General features: G+C 63.6%; 21 protein-coding genes. 5 read left to right on the forward strand and 16 right to left on the reverse strand.

From position 1 onward, the window contains the following. Nucleotides 1-10 precede the first annotated feature (10 nt). From fabZ to AB843_RS07985, 11 genes are all read right to left on the reverse strand, one after another. Nucleotides 11-481 (reverse strand): 3-hydroxyacyl-ACP dehydratase FabZ, encoded by a 471-nt coding sequence (gene fabZ, locus AB843_RS07935; RefSeq protein WP_048646268.1) that lies wholly within the window; start codon nucleotides 479-481, stop codon nucleotides 11-13. After that, the gene (gene lpxD / locus AB843_RS07940; protein WP_048646269.1) at nucleotides 474-1,532 is read right to left on the reverse strand and encodes a UDP-3-O-(3-hydroxymyristoyl)glucosamine N-acyltransferase; all 1,059 of its coding nucleotides are present in this window, start codon (nucleotides 1,530-1,532) and stop codon (nucleotides 474-476) included. Before lpxD ends, fabZ begins: the two co-directional genes overlap by 8 nt. Nucleotides 1,533-1,599: 67 nt before the next feature. After that, nucleotides 1,600-3,963 carry an outer membrane protein assembly factor BamA gene (gene bamA, locus AB843_RS07945; RefSeq protein ID WP_048646270.1) on the reverse strand — a complete coding sequence of 788 codons (2,364 nt, stop codon included), beginning with the start codon at nucleotides 3,961-3,963 and terminating at the stop codon, nucleotides 1,600-1,602. Nucleotides 3,964-4,180: 217 nt separating this feature from the next. Further along, nucleotides 4,181-5,320 (reverse strand): RIP metalloprotease RseP, encoded by a 1,140-nt coding sequence (gene rseP, locus AB843_RS07950; RefSeq protein ID WP_048646271.1) that lies wholly within the window; start codon nucleotides 5,318-5,320, stop codon nucleotides 4,181-4,183. A 100-nt stretch (nucleotides 5,321-5,420) separates the two neighbouring features. After that, nucleotides 5,421-6,278, reverse strand: a complete 858-nt coding sequence (locus tag AB843_RS07955; protein WP_048646272.1) for a phosphatidate cytidylyltransferase — start codon at nucleotides 6,276-6,278, stop codon at nucleotides 5,421-5,423. Beyond that, on the reverse strand, nucleotides 6,275-6,994 hold the full coding sequence (locus tag AB843_RS07960; RefSeq protein ID WP_087587061.1) for an isoprenyl transferase: 720 nt from the start codon (nucleotides 6,992-6,994) through the stop codon (nucleotides 6,275-6,277). The genes AB843_RS07955 and AB843_RS07960 overlap by 4 nt, the downstream gene beginning before the upstream one ends. A gap of 173 nt (nucleotides 6,995-7,167) precedes the next feature. Continuing rightward, on the reverse strand, nucleotides 7,168-7,728 hold the full coding sequence (frr, locus tag AB843_RS07965) for a ribosome recycling factor (protein ID WP_048646273.1): 561 nt from the start codon (nucleotides 7,726-7,728) through the stop codon (nucleotides 7,168-7,170). A gap of 11 nt (nucleotides 7,729-7,739) precedes the next feature. After that, a complete protein-coding gene (pyrH, locus tag AB843_RS07970; RefSeq protein ID WP_048646274.1) occupies nucleotides 7,740-8,489 on the reverse strand; it encodes a UMP kinase in 750 nt (249 codons plus the stop codon). Nucleotides 8,490-8,579: 90 nt separating this feature from the next. Next, nucleotides 8,580-9,503, reverse strand: coding sequence for a translation elongation factor Ts (tsf, locus tag AB843_RS07975; protein ID WP_048646275.1), 924 nt, complete (start codon nucleotides 9,501-9,503; stop codon nucleotides 8,580-8,582). A 106-nt stretch (nucleotides 9,504-9,609) separates the two neighbouring features. Then, the gene (rpsB, locus tag AB843_RS07980; protein WP_048646276.1) at nucleotides 9,610-10,473 is read right to left on the reverse strand and encodes a 30S ribosomal protein S2; all 864 of its coding nucleotides are present in this window, start codon (nucleotides 10,471-10,473) and stop codon (nucleotides 9,610-9,612) included. 171 nt (nucleotides 10,474-10,644) lie between these two features. Beyond that, nucleotides 10,645-11,478, reverse strand: coding sequence for a cell envelope integrity EipB family protein (locus AB843_RS07985; RefSeq protein ID WP_048646410.1), 834 nt, complete (start codon nucleotides 11,476-11,478; stop codon nucleotides 10,645-10,647). A gap of 259 nt (nucleotides 11,479-11,737) precedes the next feature. On the opposite strand from AB843_RS07985, the gene AB843_RS07990 reads away from it, so the two are divergent. The 4 genes from AB843_RS07990 to AB843_RS08005 all read left to right on the forward strand — a co-directional run bounded on the left by AB843_RS07990 (nucleotide 11,738) and on the right by AB843_RS08005 (nucleotide 14,695). Then, on the forward strand, nucleotides 11,738-12,202 hold the full coding sequence (locus AB843_RS07990; RefSeq protein ID WP_048646277.1) for a RidA family protein: 465 nt from the start codon (nucleotides 11,738-11,740) through the stop codon (nucleotides 12,200-12,202). A 2-nt stretch (nucleotides 12,203-12,204) separates the two neighbouring features. Beyond that, nucleotides 12,205-12,915, forward strand: a complete 711-nt coding sequence (locus AB843_RS07995; protein ID WP_048646278.1) for a glycerophosphodiester phosphodiesterase — start codon at nucleotides 12,205-12,207, stop codon at nucleotides 12,913-12,915. 143 nt (nucleotides 12,916-13,058) lie between these two features. Continuing rightward, nucleotides 13,059-14,186: a GNAT family N-acetyltransferase gene (locus tag AB843_RS08000; RefSeq protein ID WP_244467931.1), complete on the forward strand. Its 1,128-nt coding sequence runs from the start codon at nucleotides 13,059-13,061 to the stop codon at nucleotides 14,184-14,186. 83 nt (nucleotides 14,187-14,269) lie between these two features. Continuing rightward, nucleotides 14,270-14,695 (forward strand): HIT family protein, encoded by a 426-nt coding sequence (locus AB843_RS08005; RefSeq protein ID WP_048646279.1) that lies wholly within the window; start codon nucleotides 14,270-14,272, stop codon nucleotides 14,693-14,695. Between the two features lie 96 nt (nucleotides 14,696-14,791). Here AB843_RS08005 and AB843_RS08010 read toward each other — a convergent pair whose 3' ends face one another. The 4 genes from AB843_RS08010 to clpS all read right to left on the reverse strand — a co-directional run bounded on the left by AB843_RS08010 (nucleotide 14,792) and on the right by clpS (nucleotide 18,865). Then, nucleotides 14,792-15,139 carry an AzlD domain-containing protein gene (locus AB843_RS08010; protein ID WP_048646280.1) on the reverse strand — a complete coding sequence of 116 codons (348 nt, stop codon included), beginning with the start codon at nucleotides 15,137-15,139 and terminating at the stop codon, nucleotides 14,792-14,794. Beyond that, on the reverse strand, nucleotides 15,136-15,930 hold the full coding sequence (locus AB843_RS08015; RefSeq protein WP_048646281.1) for an AzlC family ABC transporter permease: 795 nt from the start codon (nucleotides 15,928-15,930) through the stop codon (nucleotides 15,136-15,138). Before AB843_RS08015 ends, AB843_RS08010 begins: the two co-directional genes overlap by 4 nt. Before the next feature lie 104 nt (nucleotides 15,931-16,034). After that, nucleotides 16,035-18,506, reverse strand: a complete 2,472-nt coding sequence (clpA, locus tag AB843_RS08020) for an ATP-dependent Clp protease ATP-binding subunit ClpA (RefSeq protein WP_048646282.1) — start codon at nucleotides 18,504-18,506, stop codon at nucleotides 16,035-16,037. 8 nt (nucleotides 18,507-18,514) lie between these two features. Beyond that, nucleotides 18,515-18,865, reverse strand: a complete 351-nt coding sequence (clpS, locus tag AB843_RS08025; protein WP_048646412.1) for an ATP-dependent Clp protease adapter ClpS — start codon at nucleotides 18,863-18,865, stop codon at nucleotides 18,515-18,517. 477 nt (nucleotides 18,866-19,342) lie between these two features. On the opposite strand from clpS, the gene AB843_RS08030 reads away from it, so the two are divergent. Then, nucleotides 19,343-20,677, forward strand: coding sequence for a D-alanyl-D-alanine carboxypeptidase family protein (locus AB843_RS08030; RefSeq protein WP_048646283.1), 1,335 nt, complete (start codon nucleotides 19,343-19,345; stop codon nucleotides 20,675-20,677). A 46-nt stretch (nucleotides 20,678-20,723) separates the two neighbouring features. Here the strand turns inward: AB843_RS08030 and AB843_RS08035 are convergent, their stop codons facing one another. Beyond that, a complete protein-coding gene (locus tag AB843_RS08035) occupies nucleotides 20,724-21,419 on the reverse strand; it encodes a DnaJ domain-containing protein (RefSeq protein ID WP_048646284.1) in 696 nt (231 codons plus the stop codon). Between the last annotated feature and the right edge of the window lie 2 nt (nucleotides 21,420-21,421).

Below are 21,421 nucleotides of genomic sequence, written 5' to 3' on the forward strand. Positions count from 1 at the left end.
CTATTCCCTGTCAGCCTGCTTCACCGACCGACATCATGGCGGAAATCGTCGCCTCGGCAACTTTACCGCCATCGACCTTGGCTTCGCAGTCGAATTTCCAGATGTTGCCGCGCTGCTTGACCTTGATGACGTGCATTTCGAGCCGGTCTCCAGGAACCACGGGCTTGCGGAACTTTGCCCCGTCAATGGTCATGAAATAGACCAGCGAGGGTCCGTCGGCGCCGGCATTGTTGATGCATATGGCGCCGGCGGTCTGCGCCATCGCTTCGATGATCAACACGCCGGGCATGACGGGTTGGGTCGGGAAATGGCCGGTGAAATGCGGCTCGTTGGCCGTCACGTTCTTGATGCCGATGGCCGATCTGTCGCCATCGATCTCGATGATCTTGTCGACCAGCAGGAACGGGTAGCGGTGCGGCAGAAGCCGCATCAGATCATGAATATCGAGACTTCCCAGCGTGTTCGCAGGCGTTTCACTCATCCCCGTCCCTCTTCTTCCTTTTCCTGTCCGCCAGGCCGCGCAGTGTGGCGAGCTCACGGAATGCGTCGCGCATCGGCTGCGCCGGCGAACCGGCCCAGCGTTCGCCGGCCGGCACGTCGTTCATCACACCGCTGGAGGCGGCGAGTTGCGCGCCCGTGCCAATCTTGATGTGGTCGGCGATGCCGACCCGGCCGCCGAGCATGACGAAATCGCCGAGCGTGACGGAACCCGACAGGCCGCAATTGCCGGCAATGACGCAGCCGCGGCCGATCCGCACGTTGTGGGCGACCTGAACGAGGTTGTCGATCTTGGTCCCCTCGCCGATCACCGTGTCGGTCAACGCGCCGCGATCGACGGTCGTGTTGGCGCCGATCTCCACATCGTCCTGAATGACGACCCGGCCGATCTGCGGGATCTTCTCAAGCCCCTTGGCGCCCGGCAGGTAGCCGAAGCCGTCCTGGCCGATGGACACGCCGGCGTGGATGATGACGCGGTCGCCGATCATGGCGCACTGAACGGAGGCTCCGGGGCCGATATAGCTGTCGCGGCCGATCCGCGTCAGGGCGCCGATCACGGCATTGGGGGCGATGACCGTGCCGCGGCCAATCATGGCGCCGGCGCCGATCACGGCGCCCGGCTCGACGGTCACGTCATCCTCGAGGATCGCGTCGGCGGCGATGCTGGCATGCGCCGAACGTCCGGTTTCACCGGTCAGCGAGCCGGGCCGCATGGCGCCTGGAAAGAGAAGCCTGGTGATGACGGCAAAGGCTGCCTGTGGCTTGGCCGAAACGAGGGTCGCAACGCCGGCCGGCGCCTGGCTGGCGAGTTCCGCCGGGCACAGGACGGCGGATGCCTTCGTCGTCTTGAGGATTTCCGCGTTGCGCTTGCCGTCGATGAAGACGAGCGCGCCGGCGCGCCCTTCGGAGGCTGCCGCCACGCTGTCGATGACGATATCGGTGTGTGCTGGATCAACGAGGCTCGCGCCCGTCAGCGAGGCGATCTCGCCTGCCAGAATGCGGCGTGCGGGGGCGAAAAAGTCCGGGTCCTTCATGGAAACCTTCCGCCCGGGCCCATGGGGCCCGGACCAAACAGGATTGCGCCCGAGAACGGCAGGGTTGCTAGAACCGTGTCGAGATGCCGAAGTTGAAGTTCTGCACCGTGTCGGAATCTTCCTTCACGACGGGAACAGCGTAATCGACACGCAGCGGTCCGAAGGGCGATGCCCAGATCAGGCCCGCGCCGACCGAGGCACGCCACTCCATGCTGGTGCCGCTGGTGCCGGCGATGTCGCTGGCGTACAGCGTCGCCGCATCGGCAAAGACGGCGCCGCGCAGACCGAAGCTTTCAGGCAGGAGCGGGAACGGGAACTGCGCTTCCGCCGAGGCGTTGAAATAGGTCTTGCCGCCCAGATGGTCGGTGCGCCCGTTGGTCACCTGATAAGGCCCGATGCCGTTGTACTTGAAGCCGCGGATGATGCGGTCGCTGCTCGAGAAATGGTCGAACACGCGCAGGTCGCCCGACAAAGCCTGGATATGGCCGCCGCCGACGCTGAACATGCCGATCAGATCCAGTTCCTCCGACAGCGGCTGGTAATAGGTGCCGCGCGCCGTTGCCTTGACGAATTTGGCGTCGCCGCCAAGACCGGCAACCTCCAGCGTCAGATTGGCGTAGATGCCCTCGCGCGGGTTCTGCAAATTGTCGATCGTGTTGTAGATCAACGAACCGCTGACGGAGGATTTCTTCCAAGTGCCCTGATTGATCGCCTCGACGAGTGCCGGCGCCAAATTACAGTTGCCCCCGGAACTGGGAACGGAGCAATTGCCGGTGCCCGAATATTCTTCCTGCGCGTAATTGTAGGCGAGCTGCGTCGACAGGGCCTCGGTGATCGGCAGGCCGAAACGCACCGTGGCACCCATAATGTCGCGATCATACTTGTCGTCGAACTTGCGCGTGCGGCGATAGACGTCGAAGCCGGCCGAGATGCGCCGTCCGAGGAAATACGGCTCGGTGAACGAGAAGGAATAGTCGCGCGAATCCTTGCCGCCACCGGCCGCAACGCGGATGAATTGGCCACGGCCGAGGAAGTTGCGCTCGGTGACGGAACCCTCGACGGAGAAGCCGCCGCCGCTCGATTCCGATTGACCGGTCGAATAGCCGGCGCCGATCGAGAACTCGCCGGTGGATTTCTCCACCACGTCGACGACGAGAACCACCTGGTCGGGCTGCGAACCGGGAACGGTCGAGATGTTGACCGTCTGGAAGAAATTCAGCGCTTCGAGGCGGCGCTTGGCGCGCTGCACGAGCACCTGGTTGAAGGCGTCGCCCTCGCTCAAATCGAACTCGCGGCGGATGACGTAGTCGCGGGTGCGCTGGTTGCCGCGGATCTCGATGCGCTGGATGTAGGCGCGCGGACCTTCGTCGATCGAGTAGACGACGTCGATCTCGCGGGTCTCGAAATTGCGGTCGCCGCGCGGCGTGACCTGGGCGAAGGCATAGCCGTTGCCGGCCACTTCCTCGGTCAGCGCGATGATCGTGTCCTCGACGTCCTTGGCGCTGTAGACACCGCCCTGGCGCGTTTCGAGGCGCGACCTGAGCGCTTCGGAATCGACGCCGGTGATGGTGCTTTCAATGCCGATATTGCCGAAGCGGTAGCGCTCGCCCTCTTCCACGGTGAAGGTCAGCGTGTAGGCGTTTTCGGCCTCGTCCAGCTCGGCGGTTGCCGAGATGACGCGGAAATCGGCATAGCCGCGATTGTAGTAGAAGCGGCGCAGCGTTTCCTCATCGGCGCGCAGACGATTGTCGTCATAGATATCGTTGCGCAGCAGGAAGGAGAGGAAATTCGACTGCTTGGTGGCGATGATGTCCTTCAGGCGACCATTGCCGAAAGCGCTGTTGCCGACGAAATTGATCGCGGCGATCTTGGTGCGTCCGCCTTCCTGGATGTCGAAGATGACGTTGACACGGCCGTCTTCGAGTTCCTGGGTGCGGCCTGTCACGGTGGCATCGTCGCGGCCGATGCGCCGGTAGGATTCGCGAATCGTCTCTGCATCGGCCTCGAGAGCCTGATTGGAGAAGGATTTGCGCGGCTGCAGCTGGACCGCCTGCGAAAGGTTGCTGTCCTTGATCTTCTTGTTGCCCTGGAACAGCACCTGATTGACCACCGCGTATTCGTCAACGGTGACGACAAGCGCACCGCCCGACTGGGTGATCGAAACGTCGGAGAAAAGACCGGTGGCGAACAGGCGCTTCACCGCGTCGTTGACGTCGTCGTTGGAAAAGGAGCGCCCCGGACGAATTCCGATATAGTTGCGGACGGTCTCGGCATCGACGCGCCGGTTGCCCCGCACATCGATACGGCTGACGGTTGCAGCCTCGGCGGCCTGCGTGGCCGCAAGCTGGATGGCGATTGTCCCCGTCATCGCCACGCCCGCCGAAAGAGCGACTGCCGAAACGGCGTTCATGAACCTGGAAGTTGCCTTCATTGGGCTTGAAAACCTTCTATTCTCTTTGTCCCCGCGGCGGAAATCGGAACATCCTACAAAAATCAGCTATCGTAATAGCCGTATTTTCCCTACACGCAAGCCTTCTGGTTAATTTGCGTTTACGAACGCACGCACCGTGGCTTTCACGTCACGCCAATTTCAAAGCCATGGTAAATATCGTCTCAATTTTTACCAAATTACCTTTTCCCGCGTCTCCTCAACAGCCGAACAGGTCATTCCAGAAAACAAACCCCATGAATGCCAGCACCGCAAAAAGACCGACGCGATAAACCGCATCCATGACCCTCTCGGATACAGGACGCCGCATCACGGCCTCTATGGCGTAGAACACCAGGTGCCCGCCATCAAGGGGGGGGATGGGTAAAAGATTGAGAATGCCGATGCCGACCGACAATAATGCAACAAGCTGCACCAGCCATTCGAAGCCGAGCTGCGCCGCTTTGCCCGCCATGTCGGCGATCTTGACCGGGCCGCCGAGCTGGCAGCGGTCTTCGCGGCCAGCGACGAATCGCTTCAGGAACTGGCCCGTCCGGTAAATCGCGTAGCCGGTCTCGCGGACTGCCTCGCCGACCGATTCCAGCGGACCGTACTCGATCAGGCGCGGCTGCCCCATCGTCTCGTCGTTGACCACGCCGATGACGCCGAGCTTGACTGTGTTGCCCAGCGCATCCGTCTGCTCGCTCACCTTGGGCCGCGCGACGAGCTCGATCTCGTTATCGCCACGGCGCACGACAAAGGTCAGTTCGTCGCCGGCGCGGCCTGAAACGAGCCGCTGCACGTCGCCGAATGTGCGCACCGTGGTCCCGTCGACGGAGACGAAGCGGTCGCCCGGCTCGAAACCGGCCATGGCGGCCGGGCTGTCGGGCTGCACGTCGGCGACCGTCGGCTCCATGACGTAACGGCCGAAACCGGCGAACATGACGGCGAAAACGGCAATCGTCAGAAGGAAGTTGAACAACGGACCGGCGAAGACGGTCGCCGCGCGCTTCCAGACGGGCTGGGTGTGGAAGGCGACCTTGCGCTCATCGTCGGTGAGATGCTCCGTCGCTTCGGGATCGGGCTTGCTCGATGCCGACATGTCGCCGGTGAACTTGACATAGCCGCCGAGCGGTATCGCCGACAGTTTCCAGCGCGTGCCGTGCCGGTCGTTGAAGCCGATCAGCTCCGGGCCGAAACCGATGGAGAACGCCTTGACGCCGATGCCGCACCAGCGGCCGACCAGGTAATGGCCCATCTCGTGGACGAAGACGACCACCGTCAAGACGAACAGAAACGGTATGATCGTCCCGACCAGCAGGCTGTCAGTGTTGAAAAAGGACGTGAAGAATTCGATCACTGACGTCTCACTTGCTCGCTGCCACCACCGGGTGGTCGAATCTGCCCGCTATCGCCACCCTCCATGCCATCGCGGCAAATGCATGGCAAATCCCGACTGGTCAAAAGGTGAAAAATGCGTGCGCCGGCGTTTCCGGACCGGCGAGAAGCGCTGCCAGAAGATAAAAGACCAGGGCTGCCGCCATCAGCCCATCGACGCGGTCCATCACACCGCCATGGCCGGGAATGAGATTGCCTGAATCCTTTACGCCCTGGCGCCGTTTGACAGCCGATTCGAACAGGTCGCCGAGTTCGGAAACGATCGCCAGGACCAGGGCGACGGCGGCGACGAGCGCCACGCCATGGACGGCGCTGTCGTGGAAGGCGAAGATCACGCCGGCCACCACCGCGAAGATGGCGCCGCCAATGGCGCCGCTCCAGGTCTTGCCGGGCGAAATGGAGGGCGCCAGCTTCGCGCCGCCCAGCGTGCGTCCGATGAAATAGGCCATGACGTCAGTGGTCCAGACCACGGCGAACAGGAACAGGATGGCAATCAGGCCGGACTGGTCGTCGCCGCGCAGATGGACCAGCGCCAGGGCGGGCGCCGCCGCATAGGCCAGCCCGGCCATGGCGGTCAGGCCGCGCCCGGCGATCAATCCCGACAAACCGGCCAGAAGCAGCGCGCCGGCAAGTGCGGCAAACACGGTGACGGCCGCCTGTCCGGCGATCGTCAGCACCAGGACGATCGCCAGCAACGCCGCAGAAAGGACGACATGCCAGCGCGGCAGCGGCGTGCGCCGCATCGCCACCCACTCGTAGAAGATGGCGGCGGCGATAGCGGCGCTCATCAGGCGAAACGGCAGGCCGCCGAGCCAGGTGACAGCCAGCACGGCTGCGCCAAGCACCAGCGCCGACATCACGCGCAGCTGCAGATTGCTGCGCGGCGGCTTTCCCCCGTTCTGATCGGGGGCTGTGCTCATAGGGCGGCTTCTCGCGCCGTCACGCCGCCAAAGCGACGCTCCCGCCCGGAAAAGGTGGCGATGGCGGCGGCCAGGTCTTCACGGCTGAAATCGGGCCAATGGCCCTGGACGAAGACGAATTCCGCGTAAGCCGCCTGCCACAGGAGAAAATTGGACAGGCGCTGTTCGCCGCTGGTGCGGATGATCAGATCCGGATCGGGAATGCCGGCGGTGTCGAGATAGGCGCCGAACCGTTCGATGGTCAGCGCGTCGGCATCGACCTTGCCGGCCTGAATGTCATGCAGCAAGGCTGCGGCGGCGCGGACGATCTCGTCGCGCGATCCGTAGTTGAAGGCGATCACCAGGTTCATCGACGTGTTGCCGGCGGTCAGGTTTTCCGCCTCCTGCAGCAGCGCCTTGATGTCCGGCTCGAGGGTCACCCGGTCGCCGACGATGCGCACCCGCACGCCGTTCTGGTGCAATTCGGCCAGGTCGCGGCGGATGAACAGGCGCAGAAGCCCCATCAGGTCGTTGACCTCGGAACGCGGTCGCGACCAGTTCTCCGAGGAGAACGCATAGACGGTCAGCCAGGAGACGCCGAGCTCGCCGGCATTGCGCACCGTGCGGCGCAAGGCTTCCACACCGGCGCGATGGCCGGCGCGGCGCGGCAGGCCGCGCGCCTCGGCCCAGCGGCCATTGCCATCCATGATGATCGCCACATGCGCGGGCTTCACCAAACTGCCTCCTCTTCCGCAGCGGCCACAACGCCACCGCGACTGCCAGGTTCTGACCCTAGTGGTGCGATCCTAACAGATGGTACCCATCTGTTAGGAAAAATCGCCCCACCAGATCAACAGCTTGTGGGCTGACTTATCGAGACAGACGGGTACCATCTGTCCCGGTCAGACCACTAGACCTGCATGATCTCTGCTTCTTTGCCGACCAGCATCTTGTCGATGGCGGCGATGGTCTCGTCCGTCATCTTCTGCACGCGGTCGGATTGGACATGCAGATCGTCCTGGCTGATCACGCTGTCCTTCTCGGCCTTCTTCAGATGCTCCATGCCGTCGCGGCGCACGTGGCGCGCGGCGACACGGGCGCTTTCGGCATATTGGTGGGCGATCTTGACCAGTTCCTTGCGTCGCTCTTCGTTGAGCTCCGGCAGGGGAATGCGCAAGCTCGTGCCATCGACGATCGGGTTGAAGCCGAGATTCGATTCGCGGATCGCCTTGTCGACCGCCGACACCATGCTCTTGTCCCACACGGAGACCGAGATCATGCGCGGCTCGGGCACCGAGACGGTCGCCACCTGGTTGATCGGCATCGCAGCGCCATAGGCCTCGACCTGGATCGGATCGAGAAGGTTTGCCGACGCCCGGCCGGTTCGCAACGATGCGAGATCATGCTGGAAGGCCGTCACCGCCCCTTCCATGCGCCGGTTCAAATCCTGGAAATCAACGCCATCGGCCATATCAGGTCTCCTTACGCACCCACACGCTGTTCTGCGTCGGCGTCATCGGCCACGATGGTGCAGTGGCCGCCGCCCCTCAAGATGGCGTTGAAACCGCCCTCTTCATGAATCGAGAAAACGATTATCGGAATGTGGTTCTCGCGCGCAAGGGCAATCGCCGCCGTATCCATGATCGCCAGCCCGTCGCGCATCACCTGCGCGTGGGATATGCGTTCGTAGCGCACCGCGCTCGGGTCGCGCCGCGGATCGGCCGTGTAAACGCCATCGACCAGCGTGCCCTTGAACAGCGCGTCGGCGCCGATTTCCGCCGCGCGCAGCGCGGCTGCCGAATCGGTCGTGAAGAAGGGATTGCCCGTGCCGCCGGCGAAAATCACCACCTTGCCGGCATTCATGTAGCTCATCGCCTGGCGCTGGGAGAAGCTTTCGCAAAGCTCCGGCATGGCGATTGCCGACATGACCACGGCGTCGACGCCGATCTTGACCAGCGAGGTGCGCAGCGCCAGCGAGTTGATGACCGTGGCGAGCATGCCCATATGATCGCCCGTCACCCGGTCGCCGCCCTTGGAGGCGACGGCGACGCCGCGAAAGATGTTGCCGCCGCCGATGACGACACCCACTTCGACACCCAGATCGCGCGCCGCGCGAATGTCGGAGGCGATGCGGTCGACCACGGAAACGTCGATGCCGAACCCCTGCTCGCCCATCAGGGCCTCACCGGATGCCTTTAGCACAACGCGCCGGTAACGGGGTTTTTCAGTCATTTCCAAGTCTCCAATATGCGTCCTGCGTTACACGAAGGGCGCCGCGTTGTCACGCGACGCCCTCCTTTATCAAACGGCAATCGAAGACCGTTACTTCTTGACGGCGGCAGCCACTTCGGCGGCGAAATCCGTTTCCTCGCGCTCGATGCCATCGCCCAGTGCGAAGCGCACGAAGGCGACGATCTTGGCCGGCGCGCCGATGTCCTTCTCGGCCTCGGCAAGCGCCTTCTCGACCGTCAGGTCGGGGTTGATGACGAAAGCCTGCTTGAGGAGGACGACCTCCTCGAAGAACTTGCGCAGCCGGCCCTCGACCATCTTCTCGATGATGTTCTCCGGCTTGCCCGACTGACGCGCCTGGTCGGAGAAGATCTCCTTTTCGCGTGCCACGGCGGCCGGATCGACCTCCGCCTCGTTCAGCGCCAGCGGGTTGGTCGCCGCCACATGCATGGCCACCTGGCGGGCGAAGGCACGCGCCGCATCCGCATCGCCGGCGGTCTCGATCGCCACCAGGACGCCGAGCTTGCCGAGGCCGTCGGTGACCGCGTTGTGCACGTAGCTGGCAACGGCGCCGTTGGCGACCGACAGCTTGGCCGAGCGACGCAGCGTCATGTTCTCGCCGATCGTGCCGATGGCGTCCTTGATCGTGTCGGCAACGGATTTGCCGGTCGCCGGATAGGTCGCCGCCGAAACCGCCTCGAGGCTGCCATCGGTGCCGAGCGCGATGCCGGCGATGTTGCCGACCAGTGCCTGGAAGGCGTCGTTGCGGGCAACGAAATCGGTCTCCGAGTTGACCTCGACCACAACCGCGCTCGACGCATCCGCCGCCACGCCGATCAGGCCCTCGGCCGCCGTGCGGCCAGCCTTCTTGTCGGCCTTGGCGATGCCCTTCTTGCGCAGCCAGTCCATGGCCGCTTCCATGTCGCCGTTGGTTTCGGTCAGGGCCGTCTTGCAATCCATCATGCCCGCGCCGCTCTTCTCGCGCAGTTCCTTGACCTGTGCTGCTGAAATGCTCATCGTTGCCTCTTCATCAAATCTCTAACAAAACGGCCGCGAAGCCATTGTCCTGCCGCGCGGCCGTCGCGGAGCTCACCGCTCCACAATTTCCTACGAACAGCGCCTGTCAGGCGTCCTTGTTCTCATCCGCTGCCGGGGCGGCGGCCGGAGATTCGGCCGGAGCCTCAACCGGAGCTTCCGCCGGCGTTTCCACGGCTGCTTCCACTGGCGCCGGCGCATCTTCGAGAACCGGTTCGACCGGCGCTTCGATGGATGCGCCGATGTCCATGCCCATGGCGCCCTGCTGGCGCTCGATGCCGTCGATGGCGGCGCGGGCGATCAGGTCGCAATAAAGTGCCAGCGCGCGCGCCGCATCGTCATTGCCGGGGATCGGGTAATCGATCGCGTCGGGATCGCAGTTCGAATCGACGATCGCCACCACCGGAATGCCGAGGCGCTTGGCCTCCTGCACGGCGATCGCTTCCTTGTTGGTGTCGATGACGAACATCAGGTCCGGCGTCGAGCCCATGTCGCGGATGCCGCCCAGTGCGCGGTCGAGCTTCTCGCGCTCGCGCTCGAGGTTCAGGCGCTCCTTCTTGGTGAAGCCCTGGGCGTCGGAGGCGAGCAGTTCGTCAAGCTTGCGCAGGCGCTGGATCGAATTGGAGATCGTCTTCCAGTTGGTCAGCATGCCGCCGAGCCAGCGCGCATTGACATAATACTGCGCCGAACGCTTCGCCGCGTCGGCAACGATGTCCGACCCCTGGCGCTTGGTGCCGACGAACAGGATGCGGCCGCCCTTGGCGACGGTGTCGGAGACCATCTTCAGCGCCTGGTGCATGAGCGGCACCGTCTGGCTCAAGTCGATGATGTGGACGTTGTTGCGCGCGCCGAAGATGTAATTCGCCATCTTCGGGTTCCAGCGGTGCGTCTGGTGGCCGAAGTGAACACCAGCCTCGAGAAGCTGGCGCATGCTGATATCAGGCAGAGCCATTCAAAAATTCCTTTCCGGTTGAACCTCCACGGGCCGTCAGGCGGAAAACCGCCACCGGAGGCGCCGGTCGGATTTCTCCCGACCGAGACCTATTGGCCCGTGTGTGGAATGGGCGCGCATATAGAGGGTTATTTCGATGAATGCAAGCGCGGCGCGGCGCGCGCTTGCCGTTCAGCGCTTGCACGCCTTGTCGGCGGCGGGCTCGAAAAGCGTCAGATCGACCAGTTTTCCCTGGATGGAAAATTCGCCGTAGTTCATCTTCAGGTCACGCGTGACGCCGCTTTCATGCAGAAGGAAACTGATGTCGTAGTCGGGCGTTTCCTCGCCCTTGTCCTTCGACCGGTCGAAATAGGCGATGGTCACAGGCCAGAAATCCTTGCCGTCCAGCGGCTCCGCCGCCTTGCGCTCGGCATCGCCATCGACGATGGCACGCGGCTTGCCGATGGCGACCGAGGTCAGCATGACGCGGTCTCCATCCTCCGAGCTGTCGAACAGGGTCGTTTGATAGAAGCCGCCGCCCGATTTCGCCTTCTCCAGCGCTTCCTTCATATGCGCGACGGGAAACTGCGTCGGCTCGAGCGTGTGCGACTGTTTTTGCGGCTTGCTGAGATCGACCTTCGTGCCCTTCGAATCGGTATGTGCAACGCCCCTCACCTCGCGGTCCAGCGCGTTGTCCAGATAGGTCTTGTTGACGAACTGGAAAGTCTCGCCCTTGCCGTCCTCGAAGGTCGTCGTCTGCTGGTCCGACAGCCTGGTCGCCTCATCCGTCTCAAGGCGCATGACGAAACGGAACGTGGTCGTGTAACCCTCGCAATCGGAGCCGGCGAACTCATACACCATGCGACCGTTGATCGCGTTGATTCCCGATCGGTCGCTCGCCTCGCCCAACGACAGATCGTAGACCGCCCGATGCGCCAGGAGCTCTGCCTCGTCGGCCATGGCATTGGTCAAGCCCGGTCCGCTAAAGGCAAGCAAGCTCAACAAGACAGGGCGCAAGCAGCGCATGGACGACCTCCCGAAATACGGCTTTGTCGCGGCCAGGAATTCGCTTCGGCCGCATGAATGCTTCATCAATTGACCGAGAGTCGTGGCGGAAGCGAGGCAAATATGCAACCTCTGCCGCAGGCGTGGATGACGGGCGACGATTGGGATTCGATTTTCGTCCCGGACCATGTCTAAAATCGACAGACGGGCTGTCCTTTTGCAACACCGGCCGATCACACCGGCGGCATGTTGTCCGCAGCCCCAGAGGCAGGAGATGAGAATGGCCAGCGCGATCGAGAAAAAGCTGTTGGAATTGGGCGTGGAACTGCCGGATGCGGCCGCTCCCGTGGCGAACTACGTGCCGTTCGTCCAGTCGGGCTCCCTTTTGATGACGTCGGGCCAGCTTCCGTTGAAAGACGGCAAGCTGATGGCCATGGGCCTGCTCGGCCGCGAACTGGGAACCGAGGCGGGCAAACTGGCGGCGAAATGGTGCTCCGTGAACATCCTTGCCCAGACGCGCACGGCGCTCGGCGATCTCGAGCGGATCAAGCGGATCGTCAAGATCACCGTCTACGTCGCCTCGACCCCAGATTTCACCGACCAGCATCTGGTGGCCAATGGCGCTTCCGATTTCCTCGTTGCAGCGCTTGGCGATCGCGGCCGCCACGCCCGCGCCGCCGTCGGCATGGCCTCCCTGCCGATGAACGCCCCGGTCGAGATCGACGCGGTCATCGAGGTCGCCTGATCATGAGCGATGTGTCGTGGCTGACGGCACGGCCGATCGCTCATCGCGGCCTGCATGACATGAACCGCGCCTGCTGGGAGAACACGCTGCCCGCCTTCGCGGCGGCGGCTGAGGCCGGTTACGCGATCGAATGCGACGTGCATCTTTCTGCCGACGGCGTGCCGATGGTGTTTCACGACGAGGCGCTGAAGCGGCTGACCGGTGCGGACGGCAACATCTGGGAAAGGCGCGCTGCCGATCTTGGCCGCCTGCGCATCGGCGGCACCGCCGAGCCCGTACCGACACTGGGCGAAATGCTGGCGCTGGTTGCCGGCCGGGTGCCGGTCGTCATCGAACTGAAAGGATCAGAGGGGCATGACGCCGATCTGGTGGAACGCGTTGTGCAGGTCCTGGCCGGCTACGACGGAGCGGTGGCGCTGATGTCGTTCGAGCACCGCCTCCTGCGTGATCTGGCCGCGCAAGCGTCAGGCAGACCGCGCGGATTGACGGCCGAGGGATCGTCGCCGGCGGCGATGGAGGCGCACTTTTCGATGCTGGCCCACGACCTCTCCTTTGTCTCCTATTCGGTCCTGCAACTGCCCAACGCCTTCGTCTCCTTCGTGCGCGACCGGCTGTCGATGCCGGTCATCACCTGGACGGTGCGCGATGTGGCAACGGTCGATGCGACGGCCCGCCACGCCGACCAGATGACGTTCGAGGGTTTTTTGCCCTGATCCAACCAAAGCCTGCCACTGGCAGCATAGCGCGAACTTGAATTGCCCCCGCCGCAGCTTAGGTTTCCAGCATGAGTTCAGCCAACACGCCCGACCCTGCCATCGGCGAGGCGACCCTGACGGTCTCGCCGCATTTCGCCGACATGCCGGCAGCCGAGTGGGCGACCCTGTCCGGCGCTTCGCGACATGAATCCGGTTCTCCATACAACCCCTTCCTTTCACACGCGTTCTTGTCGTCGGTCGAGGAAAGCGGCTGCGCCACGCGGGAGAGCGGTTGGCTCGGTCAGCATCTGTGGCTGCGCGCGGCCGACGGCACATTGCTCGGCGCCGTGCCCTGCTACCTGAAGGCGCACAGCCAGGGCGAATACGTCTTCGACCATGGCTGGGCGGACGCTTTCGAGCGGGCCGGCGGGCGCTATTATCCAAAATTGCAGGCGTCGGTTCCATTCACGCCGGCACGCGGGCCACGGCTCCTCACCCGCCGCGGCACCGACGAGCGCGTGGTGCGGGGCGCCTTGGCCGAGGGCCTGAAAACCCTGACCGAACGGCTCGGCGTTTCCTCCGCGCATGTGACCTTTGCCATGGACGAGGACATCGAAGCGTTGCAGGCCTCCGGTTTCCTGATGCGCATCGACCAGCAGTTCCATTTTTTCAATCGCGGCTATGGCACCTATGAGGATTTTCTCGCCACGCTCGCCTCGCGCAAGCGCAAGGCGCTGAAGAAGGAACGCCGTGCCGCGCTTGAAAACGGCATCCAGATCGATTGGCTGACCGGCAGCGACCTGTCCGAGGCGGTCTGGGACGACTTCTTCGCCTTCTATTCGGACACGGGCAGCCGCAAATGGGGCCGACCCTATCTCAACAGGCGCTTCTTCTCGCTCATCGGCGAGCGGATGGCCGACGACATCCTGCTGGTGATGGCACGGCGCGCGGGGCGCTACATTGCCGGCGCCATCAACTTTATTGGTTCGGACACGCTTTATGGCCGCAACTGGGGCTGCATCGAGCATCACCCCTTCCTGCATTTCGAGGTCTGCTACCATCAGGCGATCGCGTTTGCCATCGAGCGCGGCCTGTCGACCGTCGAAGCCGGCGCCCAGGGCGAGCACAAGCTGGCGCGCGGCTACGAGCCCGTCATCACGCGCTCGGCGCATCACATCCCGCATCCGGGCCTGAGACATGCCGTGGCGCAGTATCTCGAAGGCGAGCGCCAGGATGTGGCGGAGATCAACAGCCTGCTCGGCGCGCACACACCTTTCCGCAAGGGGTGACCATATGGCAATGCCCTCTTGGCGCGCCGATTTCCTTGCTGTAATCAGGTCCGTAGAAACTTGCTCGATAAGAAGAGGCGCACATGAACGATCACGCATATGAGGACAGCAATGTTTTCGCCAAGATTTTGCGCGGTGATTTGCCGGCGCATAAACTCTACGAGGATGACGAGACCTTTGCCTTCATGGATATCATGCCGCGCGGCGATGGGCATTGCTTGGTTATCCCGAAAAAACCGTCACGCAACATCTTCGACGTCGAGCAGGACAGCCTGGCCGCGGTGATGCGCACGGTGCAAAGGATTTCACGCGCAGCCGCGGCGGCGTTTAACGCGGACGGGCTGACCATCCAGCAATTCAACGAGCCGGCCGGCGGTCAGGTGGTGTTCCACCTGCATGTGCACGTGATTCCGCGCTTCGACGGGGTGGCGCTGCGCCCGCATACGGGCGAAATGGCCGACCAGGCGGTGCTGGCCGCCCAGGCGGAAAAAATCCGCGCCGCGCTATAGACCGGTTCAGCGTTTCATAGAAACGCTGAACCGGTCTATCTCTTTGTTTTTCCGCATTTATGCGGACGTCAGGTGATTCCACCTGACTGCAAAATTCTATAGAAGATAAAGCCCGGCCAACAACACCGCTTCGGCGCTGACGATGCCGACGATCATCCGTTTCCCCGCCGCAAGATAGGCAGCAAAGCCGATGGCTGCCGCGCCGATGCGCAAGGCGAGCGGCGAACCGGCAAGCGCGCCGCCGGGGAACACCACGAGATTGGCGATGACGGCGGCGACGAGCGCCGTGGCGACACAGCGGACGAAGACCAGGATATCGGAATCCTCCGACATCTTGCCGCCGAGATAGACACCGAGGAAGCGCCAGGAATCGGTGGCCAGCCAACCGGCGGCGAGAATGAAGACATAGGGCCACCACCAGGCGTCGAGCGCGCCGAAACTCATTCGGCGCGCTCCCTGTCGTTGCGCATCGTGCCGCCCGGGTCCCTTCGCTTGCGCAGTCGATGCCAGCCGTAGGAAAGCCCGCCGGCGACGACACCGGCGGCCAACAGGTCGAAGCCCGGCACCAGGAGATGAAAGACCGGGCCGCTCAACAGGCCCAGAACCATCGCCACATGCCCCGCCCGCTCGCGCGCCGACCCCCATAGCGAGGTCAGGAAATAGATCGGCGTCAGGAAGAAAAGGGCGGCTGCCAGCGGCGGCGGCAGCCGCGAGGCAAGCAGGAAGACCAGCGCCACGACGCACATATTGCCAAGCACGAGGGTCGAGCCCAGGCCTGCGTAATAGGCGGTGCGCATGTCGCGCGGCACGTGGCGGAAGCTCTCCATGGCAAGCACCCACGACGTCACCGCAACGAAATGCGACAGCAGGTAGAGCACCCAGGGCCGGGTTTTCTCGGCGCGCATTTCCGGCATCAGGGCAACCACCATCGGCGCCAGGCGCACGGAGGACAAGGCAACGGCGAAGGCTGCCGCCGGCAGGCTGTTGCCGGCAAGCACCGCGCCGACGAGCACCACTTGCGCAGGCAGCGCCCAGACGATGCCGGTCATGAAAACCGATTGCTCCAGCGTCAGCCCCGCCTCGCGGGCAAGACCGGCAAAGCCGATGAAGGCGCTGACCAGAACCAGGCCCGGCACCGAAAAGCAGCGCCGCACGCCGCGCAGGTACCAGGTCAGGCGGGTTTCACTCGGGGGCTGTTTAGCCTGAACCGGTCGGGCTGATCCATTTTCGCTCATGCGAATAAGCAACTAACACAGCCTTCCCGGCCGCGCGATATGATGAAGGCGCGAGTGCTTGGGACACTCGCGCCTTCGAATTGGGCCAAAATGAAAGCAGCCAATCAGCCCTTGCGGGGCAATTGCGGCACCAGGCTGCGCTTCGGCGGCTCCTTGGGCTTCTGGGCCTGCTTCGGTTTGGCGGCGGCCTTCGGCTTCGCCGCCTTCTTGGCCGCCGGCTTCGCCTTGGCTTTCGGCTTCTTCACCGGCACCTCGTCGCGTGGCATCACCGGTGCATCGTCCGGCAGGGCGTCGAGCTTGAGGATATTGTCCCCCGTCTCGCCCTTTTCCACCGTCACGCGCACCGTGCCGCCCTTCCTGAGCTTGCCGAACAGAACCTCGTCGGCCAGCGGCTTCTTGATGTGCTCCTGGATCACGCGGCCAAGCGGCCGGGCGCCCATGCGCTCGTCATAGCCCTTGTCGGCCAGCCAGGCGATCGCCTCGTCCGACAATTCGAAGGTGACGCGGCGCTCGGCGAGCTGCGCCTCCAGCTGCATGACGAATTTCTGCACCACCTGGTGAATGACCGGCACCGGCAGCGCGCCGAACGGGATGATGGCGTCGAGACGGTTGCGGAACTCCGGCGTGAACAGCCGGTTGATCGCCTCCATGTCGTCGCTGTCGCGCTTCGACGATCCGAAGCCGATGGCCGGCTTGGCAAGGTCCGAGGCGCCCGCATTGGTCGTCATGATCAGGATGACGTTGCGGAAGTCGATGCTCTTGCCGTTGTGGTCCGTCAGTTTGCCGTGGTCCATCACCTGCAGCAGGATGTTGAACAGGTCGGGATGCGCCTTCTCGATCTCGTCGAGCAGCAGCACGCAATGGGGATGCTGGTCGACGCCATCGGTCAGGAGACCGCCCTGGTCGAAGCCGACATAGCCCGGAGGCGCGCCGATCAGCCGCGACACGGTGTGCCGCTCCATATATTCGGACATGTCGAAGCGCAGAAGCTCGACGCCGAGCGAGGCGGCAAGCTGCTTGGCCACCTCCGTCTTGCCGACACCGGTCGGGCCGGAGAACAGGTAGGAGCCGATCGGCTTTTCCGGTTCGCGCAGGCCGGCGCGCGCCAGCTTGATCGACGAGGACAGCGCGGTGATCGCCGTTTCCTGGCCGTAGACCACGCGCTTCAGTTCCGCCTCGAGGCCGGCCAGCACCTTTTCGTCATCGGCCGACACGGTCTTCGGCGGGATGCGGGCCATGGTGGCGATGGTGTTTTCGATCTCCCTGACGCTGATGGTCTTGCGCCGCTTCGATTCGGGCAGGAGCTTCTGCGATGCGCCGGTCTCGTCGATGACGTCGATCGCCTTGTCGGGCAGCTTGCGGTCATTGATGTAACGCGCCGAAAGCTCGACGGCAGCGCGCACCGCCTCGTTGGTGTAGCGCACCTTGTGGAAATCCTCGAAATAGGGTTTTAGCCCCTTCATGATCTCGATGGCGTCGTCGACCGTCGGCTCGTTGACGTCGATCTTCTGGAAACGCCGCACCAGGGCGCGGTCCTTCTCGAAGAACTGGCGGAACTCCTTGTAGGTGGTCGAGCCGATGCAGCGGATCGTGCCGCCGGACAGGGCCGGCTTGAGCAGGTTCGACGCATCCATCGCCCCGCCGGACGTGGCGCCGGCGCCGATGACCGTGTGGATCTCGTCGATGAACAGGATGGCGCCCGGATAATCCTCGAGCTCCTTGACCACCTGCTTCAACCGTTCCTCGAAATCGCCGCGGTAGCGCGTTCCGGCGAGCAGCGTGCCCATGTCGAGGGCGAAGATCGTCGCGTCGGCCAGGACGTCGGGCACGTCGCCCTCGACGATGCGCTTGGCCAGCCCTTCGGCGATCGCCGTCTTGCCGACGCCGGGATCGCCCACATAGAGCGGGTTGTTCTTGGAGCGGCGGCACAGCACCTGGATCGTGCGGCTGATCTCAGGCTCGCGGCCGATCAGCGGGTCGATCTTGCCGGCCTGCGCCTTGGTGTTGAGGTTGACGCAATAGGCGGTCAGGGCGTCCTGCGCCTGCTTCTTCTTGCCGCCCTCCTCGGCCTCGCCACCCGTGGCACCGGAATCGTCCTCTTCGGCTCCCCGCACCGGGCGCGCCTCCGAGCCGCCCGGGCGCTTGGCGATGCCATGGCTGATGTAGTTGACCGCGTCGTAGCGCGTCATCTGCTGTTCCTGCAGGAAATAGGCGGCGTGGCTCTCGCGCTCGGCGAAGATCGCCACCAGCACGTTGGCGCCGGACACTTCCTCGCGGCCCGACGACTGCACATGGATCACGGCGCGCTGGATCACGCGCTGGAAGCCGGCGGTCGGTTTGGAATCCTCGTCATAGCCGGTGACGAGGTTGTCGAGTTCGCCGTCGATGTATTTGACGACGGTGTCCTTCAGGGCGTCGAGATCGACATTGCAGGCGCGCATGACCGCGGCCGCGTCCGTATCGTCGATCAGCGCCAGGAGCAGATGTTCGAGCGTTGCATATTCATGGTGGCGCTCATTGGCGAATGTGAGCGCCTGGTGCAGTGCCCGCTCTAAGCCTTGCGAGAAAGCCGGCATTCAATACCTCACTTCTTTTCCATCACGCATTGTAGCGGATGCTGATGCTGACGGGCAAAATCCATCACCTGGGTCACTTTGGTCTCGGCCACTTCGAATGTGAAAACGCCGCATTCGCCAACGCCGTGATTGTGCACATGCAGCATGATTCTCGTGGCAGCTTCGCGGTCTTTCTTGAAAAACCGCTCCAGCACGTGGATCACGAACTCCATCGGCGTGTAGTCATCATTCAACAATAGCACACGGTACAGGCTCGGCTTCTTGGTCTTGATTTTCGTGCGCGTGATAACCGACGTGCCGCGACCCGGATTGTCGTCGTCACCCTCGCCATCCTGCATCCGCAAATCGTAACGCCGCATGGCTTCACCGCCGATGTTCAAGAATTCCATTCCCTATGCCAAGCCCTTGCCTTGTGGTCCGACCAACACAGATGGCCACCATCCGTTTCGAGAAGCCAGCCCACAAGCTATTGATCCGGTGGGTCGATCTTCCCTGGTAGATGGCACCATCCATCAGGATCGCACCACGAGGACATGTAGGTACCCTTCCGTCAATTTTAAGACCTTCTCGGTTTCTGACAATATGGCGCGTCCGCTTTTGCGATCAAATTACCGCAATCGGGCCGGCAACGGCGCCCCTGCCCGCCACCAAGCCTGTCGCCCGGCCACCATTGGTTCGAATTTGACTCAACGTTAAGGATTTCCGTCAATTCCGCGCTCACCATAAACGGATTGGTAACGTCGCCCCGTCTAGGCTGCTTGCAAAGGGGCCAGGCGGTGCGGAAGCCGAAGGCTCGTGGTTTGGATTTTATGGGTGCGACTGTGCGTCAAGCGTTGATGGGTAGAGCGAATCATGTGCGTTTCTCGGGCAGGATCGCAGCGACATTCTTATTCTCGGTTCTCCTGGTGATCGGCGGTGCCGCCCAAGCCTCGGCCAATTCCAAATATGCCGGCCTGGTGATGGACGCCAAGACCGGCAAGGTCCTTTACGAATCGAACGCCGACGCGGCGCGCTATCCCGCATCGCTGACCAAGATGATGACGCTCTATCTCGTCTTCGACGCCCTTTCGAGCGGCCGCATCTCGACCGGCACCCGCATACCCGTATCACGCAATGCCGCCGCCGAGCCCCCGACCAATCTGGCCCTCAAGCCCGGACAGAGCATCACCGTCGAACAGGTGATCTACGGCCTGGTGACCCGTTCCGCCAATGACGCGGCGACAGCCATCGCTGAGTATCTCGGCGGCTCGGAAGCCAAGTTCGCTTCGATGATGACCGCCAAGGCGCGCCAGCTCGGCATGTCGCGCACCACGTTCAAGAATGCGCATGGCTTGCCCAACAGCGAGCAGAAGTCCACGGCGCGCGACATGGCGCGCCTCGGCATCGCGCTGCGCGAGCATCATGCGCGCTACTACAAATATTTCTCGACGCGCTCCTTCACCTACAACAAGCGACGCTATGGCAACCACAACAACCTGCTGGGCCGGGTCGAGGGCGTCGACGGCATCAAGACCGGCTACACACGCGCTTCCGGCTTCAATCTGGTCAGCTCGGTCAACGCCAATGGCCGCAGCATCGTTGCCGTGGTGATGGGCGGACGGACCTCGCGCAGCCGCGATGCGCAGATGGCGAAGCTGATCAAGACCTATATGGACGGCGCTTCAACGGGCCGCGACCGCATGCTGATCGCCAAGGCGCCCGGCGGCGCCAGCTCAGCCTTCGCCGCGATGATCCCGGGAAGCCGCGTTCCGCTGCCGACCGACCGCCCGGAGGTCGAAACGCTGACCGCCTACGCGCCGGAACAGCCTGTCCGTGCGGCGGCGTCCGTCATGCCGGTCTCCGCCCCTCGCCCGCAGGAGCCCGTTCGCCAGGTCGCCTCCGCCATTGATCCGATGCCGACCGCCTCGACCGGGGGCGCCGCTGTCGGTGGCTGGCTGATCCAGGTCGCCTCGATGCCGAGCGAGGATGAAGCGTTGCTGTTCCTCGCCGAGATCGAGAAGAAGGCGCCCACAGTTCTGGCCAGCGTCGTGCCGATCACCGAGACCTTCGAAAAGGGCGGCGTGACCTATCATCGCGCCCGCTTCGTCGGCTTCGACAGCAAGTCCGACGCTTGGGGCGCTTGCGCCACGCTGAAGAAGAAGAGCGTGTCGTGCTACGCGGTGCAGCAGTGACCGCAGCCCGCGTCGCCTGTCAGAATCAATTCCGGGTTTGGGGAGTTCAATGGTGAGCGGAGAGCAGAACGTCGCGCGCCTCGTTGATCCGCGCAGCCAGAAAAGACGTCCCTCCGCGGTCGGGGTGCAGGCGCTGCATCAGGCGGCGGTGAGCCTGGCGGATCTGCGCCACGGTCGCGCCACGTTCAAGACCAAGGACCTCATAGGCCTCCTGCTCGGTCATGGGGCCCGTGCCCGCCGCTGTTCCCTGCCGGTGGCCCTCATCCGCCTGCGCGCTGTCGCGCCAGACGGGAAACTCGCCGTCAAGATAGGCTTCAAGTAGCCGCAGGCTTTCCTCGTCGCTGGCCAGTTCCGCATACAATTCGAGCAGCTCGGGGAGTTTCATCTCGCCGAGCTGTTTTCCTTCGTAACGTCCGGCAAGCACGATGCCGGACAGACGCCCGCTGTCGTGATCGAGCTCCATTTCAAGGGCTGCGGACCGGACGCCTGATTTTTTCCCGGGCGTCGGCGTTCCCAGGCCTTTCAGCCGGCCCATGCCATACCAGGCGACGGCCATCGACAAGAGCATCCCGCCAAGCCCGGCGCGGCCGGTCAGCAGAAAAACCGTACCCGCCAGCCCGACCAGAACCGGACCGACAAGGCGCAGCGTGCCGGCCAGGCGCCTGGCGTCGGCTCTGAGGAACGCGAACGCCGCCAGGGCGATCAGCAGCAAAAGCGCGAAGAAGAAGAACGGGAAAGCCATCG

Origin of the sequence: Nitratireductor soli (assembly GCF_001050155.1) — a bacterium.
Taxonomy (GTDB): Bacteria; Pseudomonadota; Alphaproteobacteria; order Rhizobiales; family Rhizobiaceae; genus Nitratireductor; species Nitratireductor soli.

Coding starts and splice junctions, on each gene's coding strand:
- frr (WP_048646273.1), bottom strand. CDS start 7,728: ATGGCCGATGGCGTTGATTTCCAGGATTTGAACCGGCGCATGGAAGGG.
- fabZ (WP_048646268.1), bottom strand. CDS start 481: ATGAGTGAAACGCCTGCGAACACGCTGGGAAGTCTCGATATTCATGAT.
- AB843_RS07990 (WP_048646277.1), top strand. CDS start 11,738: ATGGCCAGCGCGATCGAGAAAAAGCTGTTGGAATTGGGCGTGGAACTG.
- AB843_RS08015 (WP_048646281.1), bottom strand. CDS start 15,930: ATGAGCGAAAATGGATCAGCCCGACCGGTTCAGGCTAAACAGCCCCCG.
- bamA (WP_048646270.1), bottom strand. CDS start 3,963: ATGAAGGCAACTTCCAGGTTCATGAACGCCGTTTCGGCAGTCGCTCTT.
- AB843_RS08005 (WP_048646279.1), top strand. CDS start 14,270: ATGAACGATCACGCATATGAGGACAGCAATGTTTTCGCCAAGATTTTG.
- AB843_RS08030 (WP_048646283.1), top strand. CDS start 19,343: ATGGGTAGAGCGAATCATGTGCGTTTCTCGGGCAGGATCGCAGCGACA.
- AB843_RS08035 (WP_048646284.1), bottom strand. CDS start 21,419: ATGGCTTTCCCGTTCTTCTTCTTCGCGCTTTTGCTGCTGATCGCCCTG.
- AB843_RS07995 (WP_048646278.1), top strand. CDS start 12,205: ATGAGCGATGTGTCGTGGCTGACGGCACGGCCGATCGCTCATCGCGGC.
- tsf (WP_048646275.1), bottom strand. CDS start 9,503: ATGAGCATTTCAGCAGCACAGGTCAAGGAACTGCGCGAGAAGAGCGGC.
- AB843_RS08000 (WP_244467931.1), top strand. CDS start 13,059: ATGCCGGCAGCCGAGTGGGCGACCCTGTCCGGCGCTTCGCGACATGAA.
- AB843_RS08010 (WP_048646280.1), bottom strand. CDS start 15,139: ATGAGTTTCGGCGCGCTCGACGCCTGGTGGTGGCCCTATGTCTTCATT.
- AB843_RS07955 (WP_048646272.1), bottom strand. CDS start 6,278: ATGAGCACAGCCCCCGATCAGAACGGGGGAAAGCCGCCGCGCAGCAAT.
- lpxD (WP_048646269.1), bottom strand. CDS start 1,532: ATGAAGGACCCGGACTTTTTCGCCCCCGCACGCCGCATTCTGGCAGGC.
- rpsB (WP_048646276.1), bottom strand. CDS start 10,473: ATGGCTCTGCCTGATATCAGCATGCGCCAGCTTCTCGAGGCTGGTGTT.
- clpA (WP_048646282.1), bottom strand. CDS start 18,506: ATGCCGGCTTTCTCGCAAGGCTTAGAGCGGGCACTGCACCAGGCGCTC.
- pyrH (WP_048646274.1), bottom strand. CDS start 8,489: ATGACTGAAAAACCCCGTTACCGGCGCGTTGTGCTAAAGGCATCCGGT.
- AB843_RS07985 (WP_048646410.1), bottom strand. CDS start 11,478: ATGCGCTGCTTGCGCCCTGTCTTGTTGAGCTTGCTTGCCTTTAGCGGA.
- clpS (WP_048646412.1), bottom strand. CDS start 18,865: ATGCGGCGTTACGATTTGCGGATGCAGGATGGCGAGGGTGACGACGAC.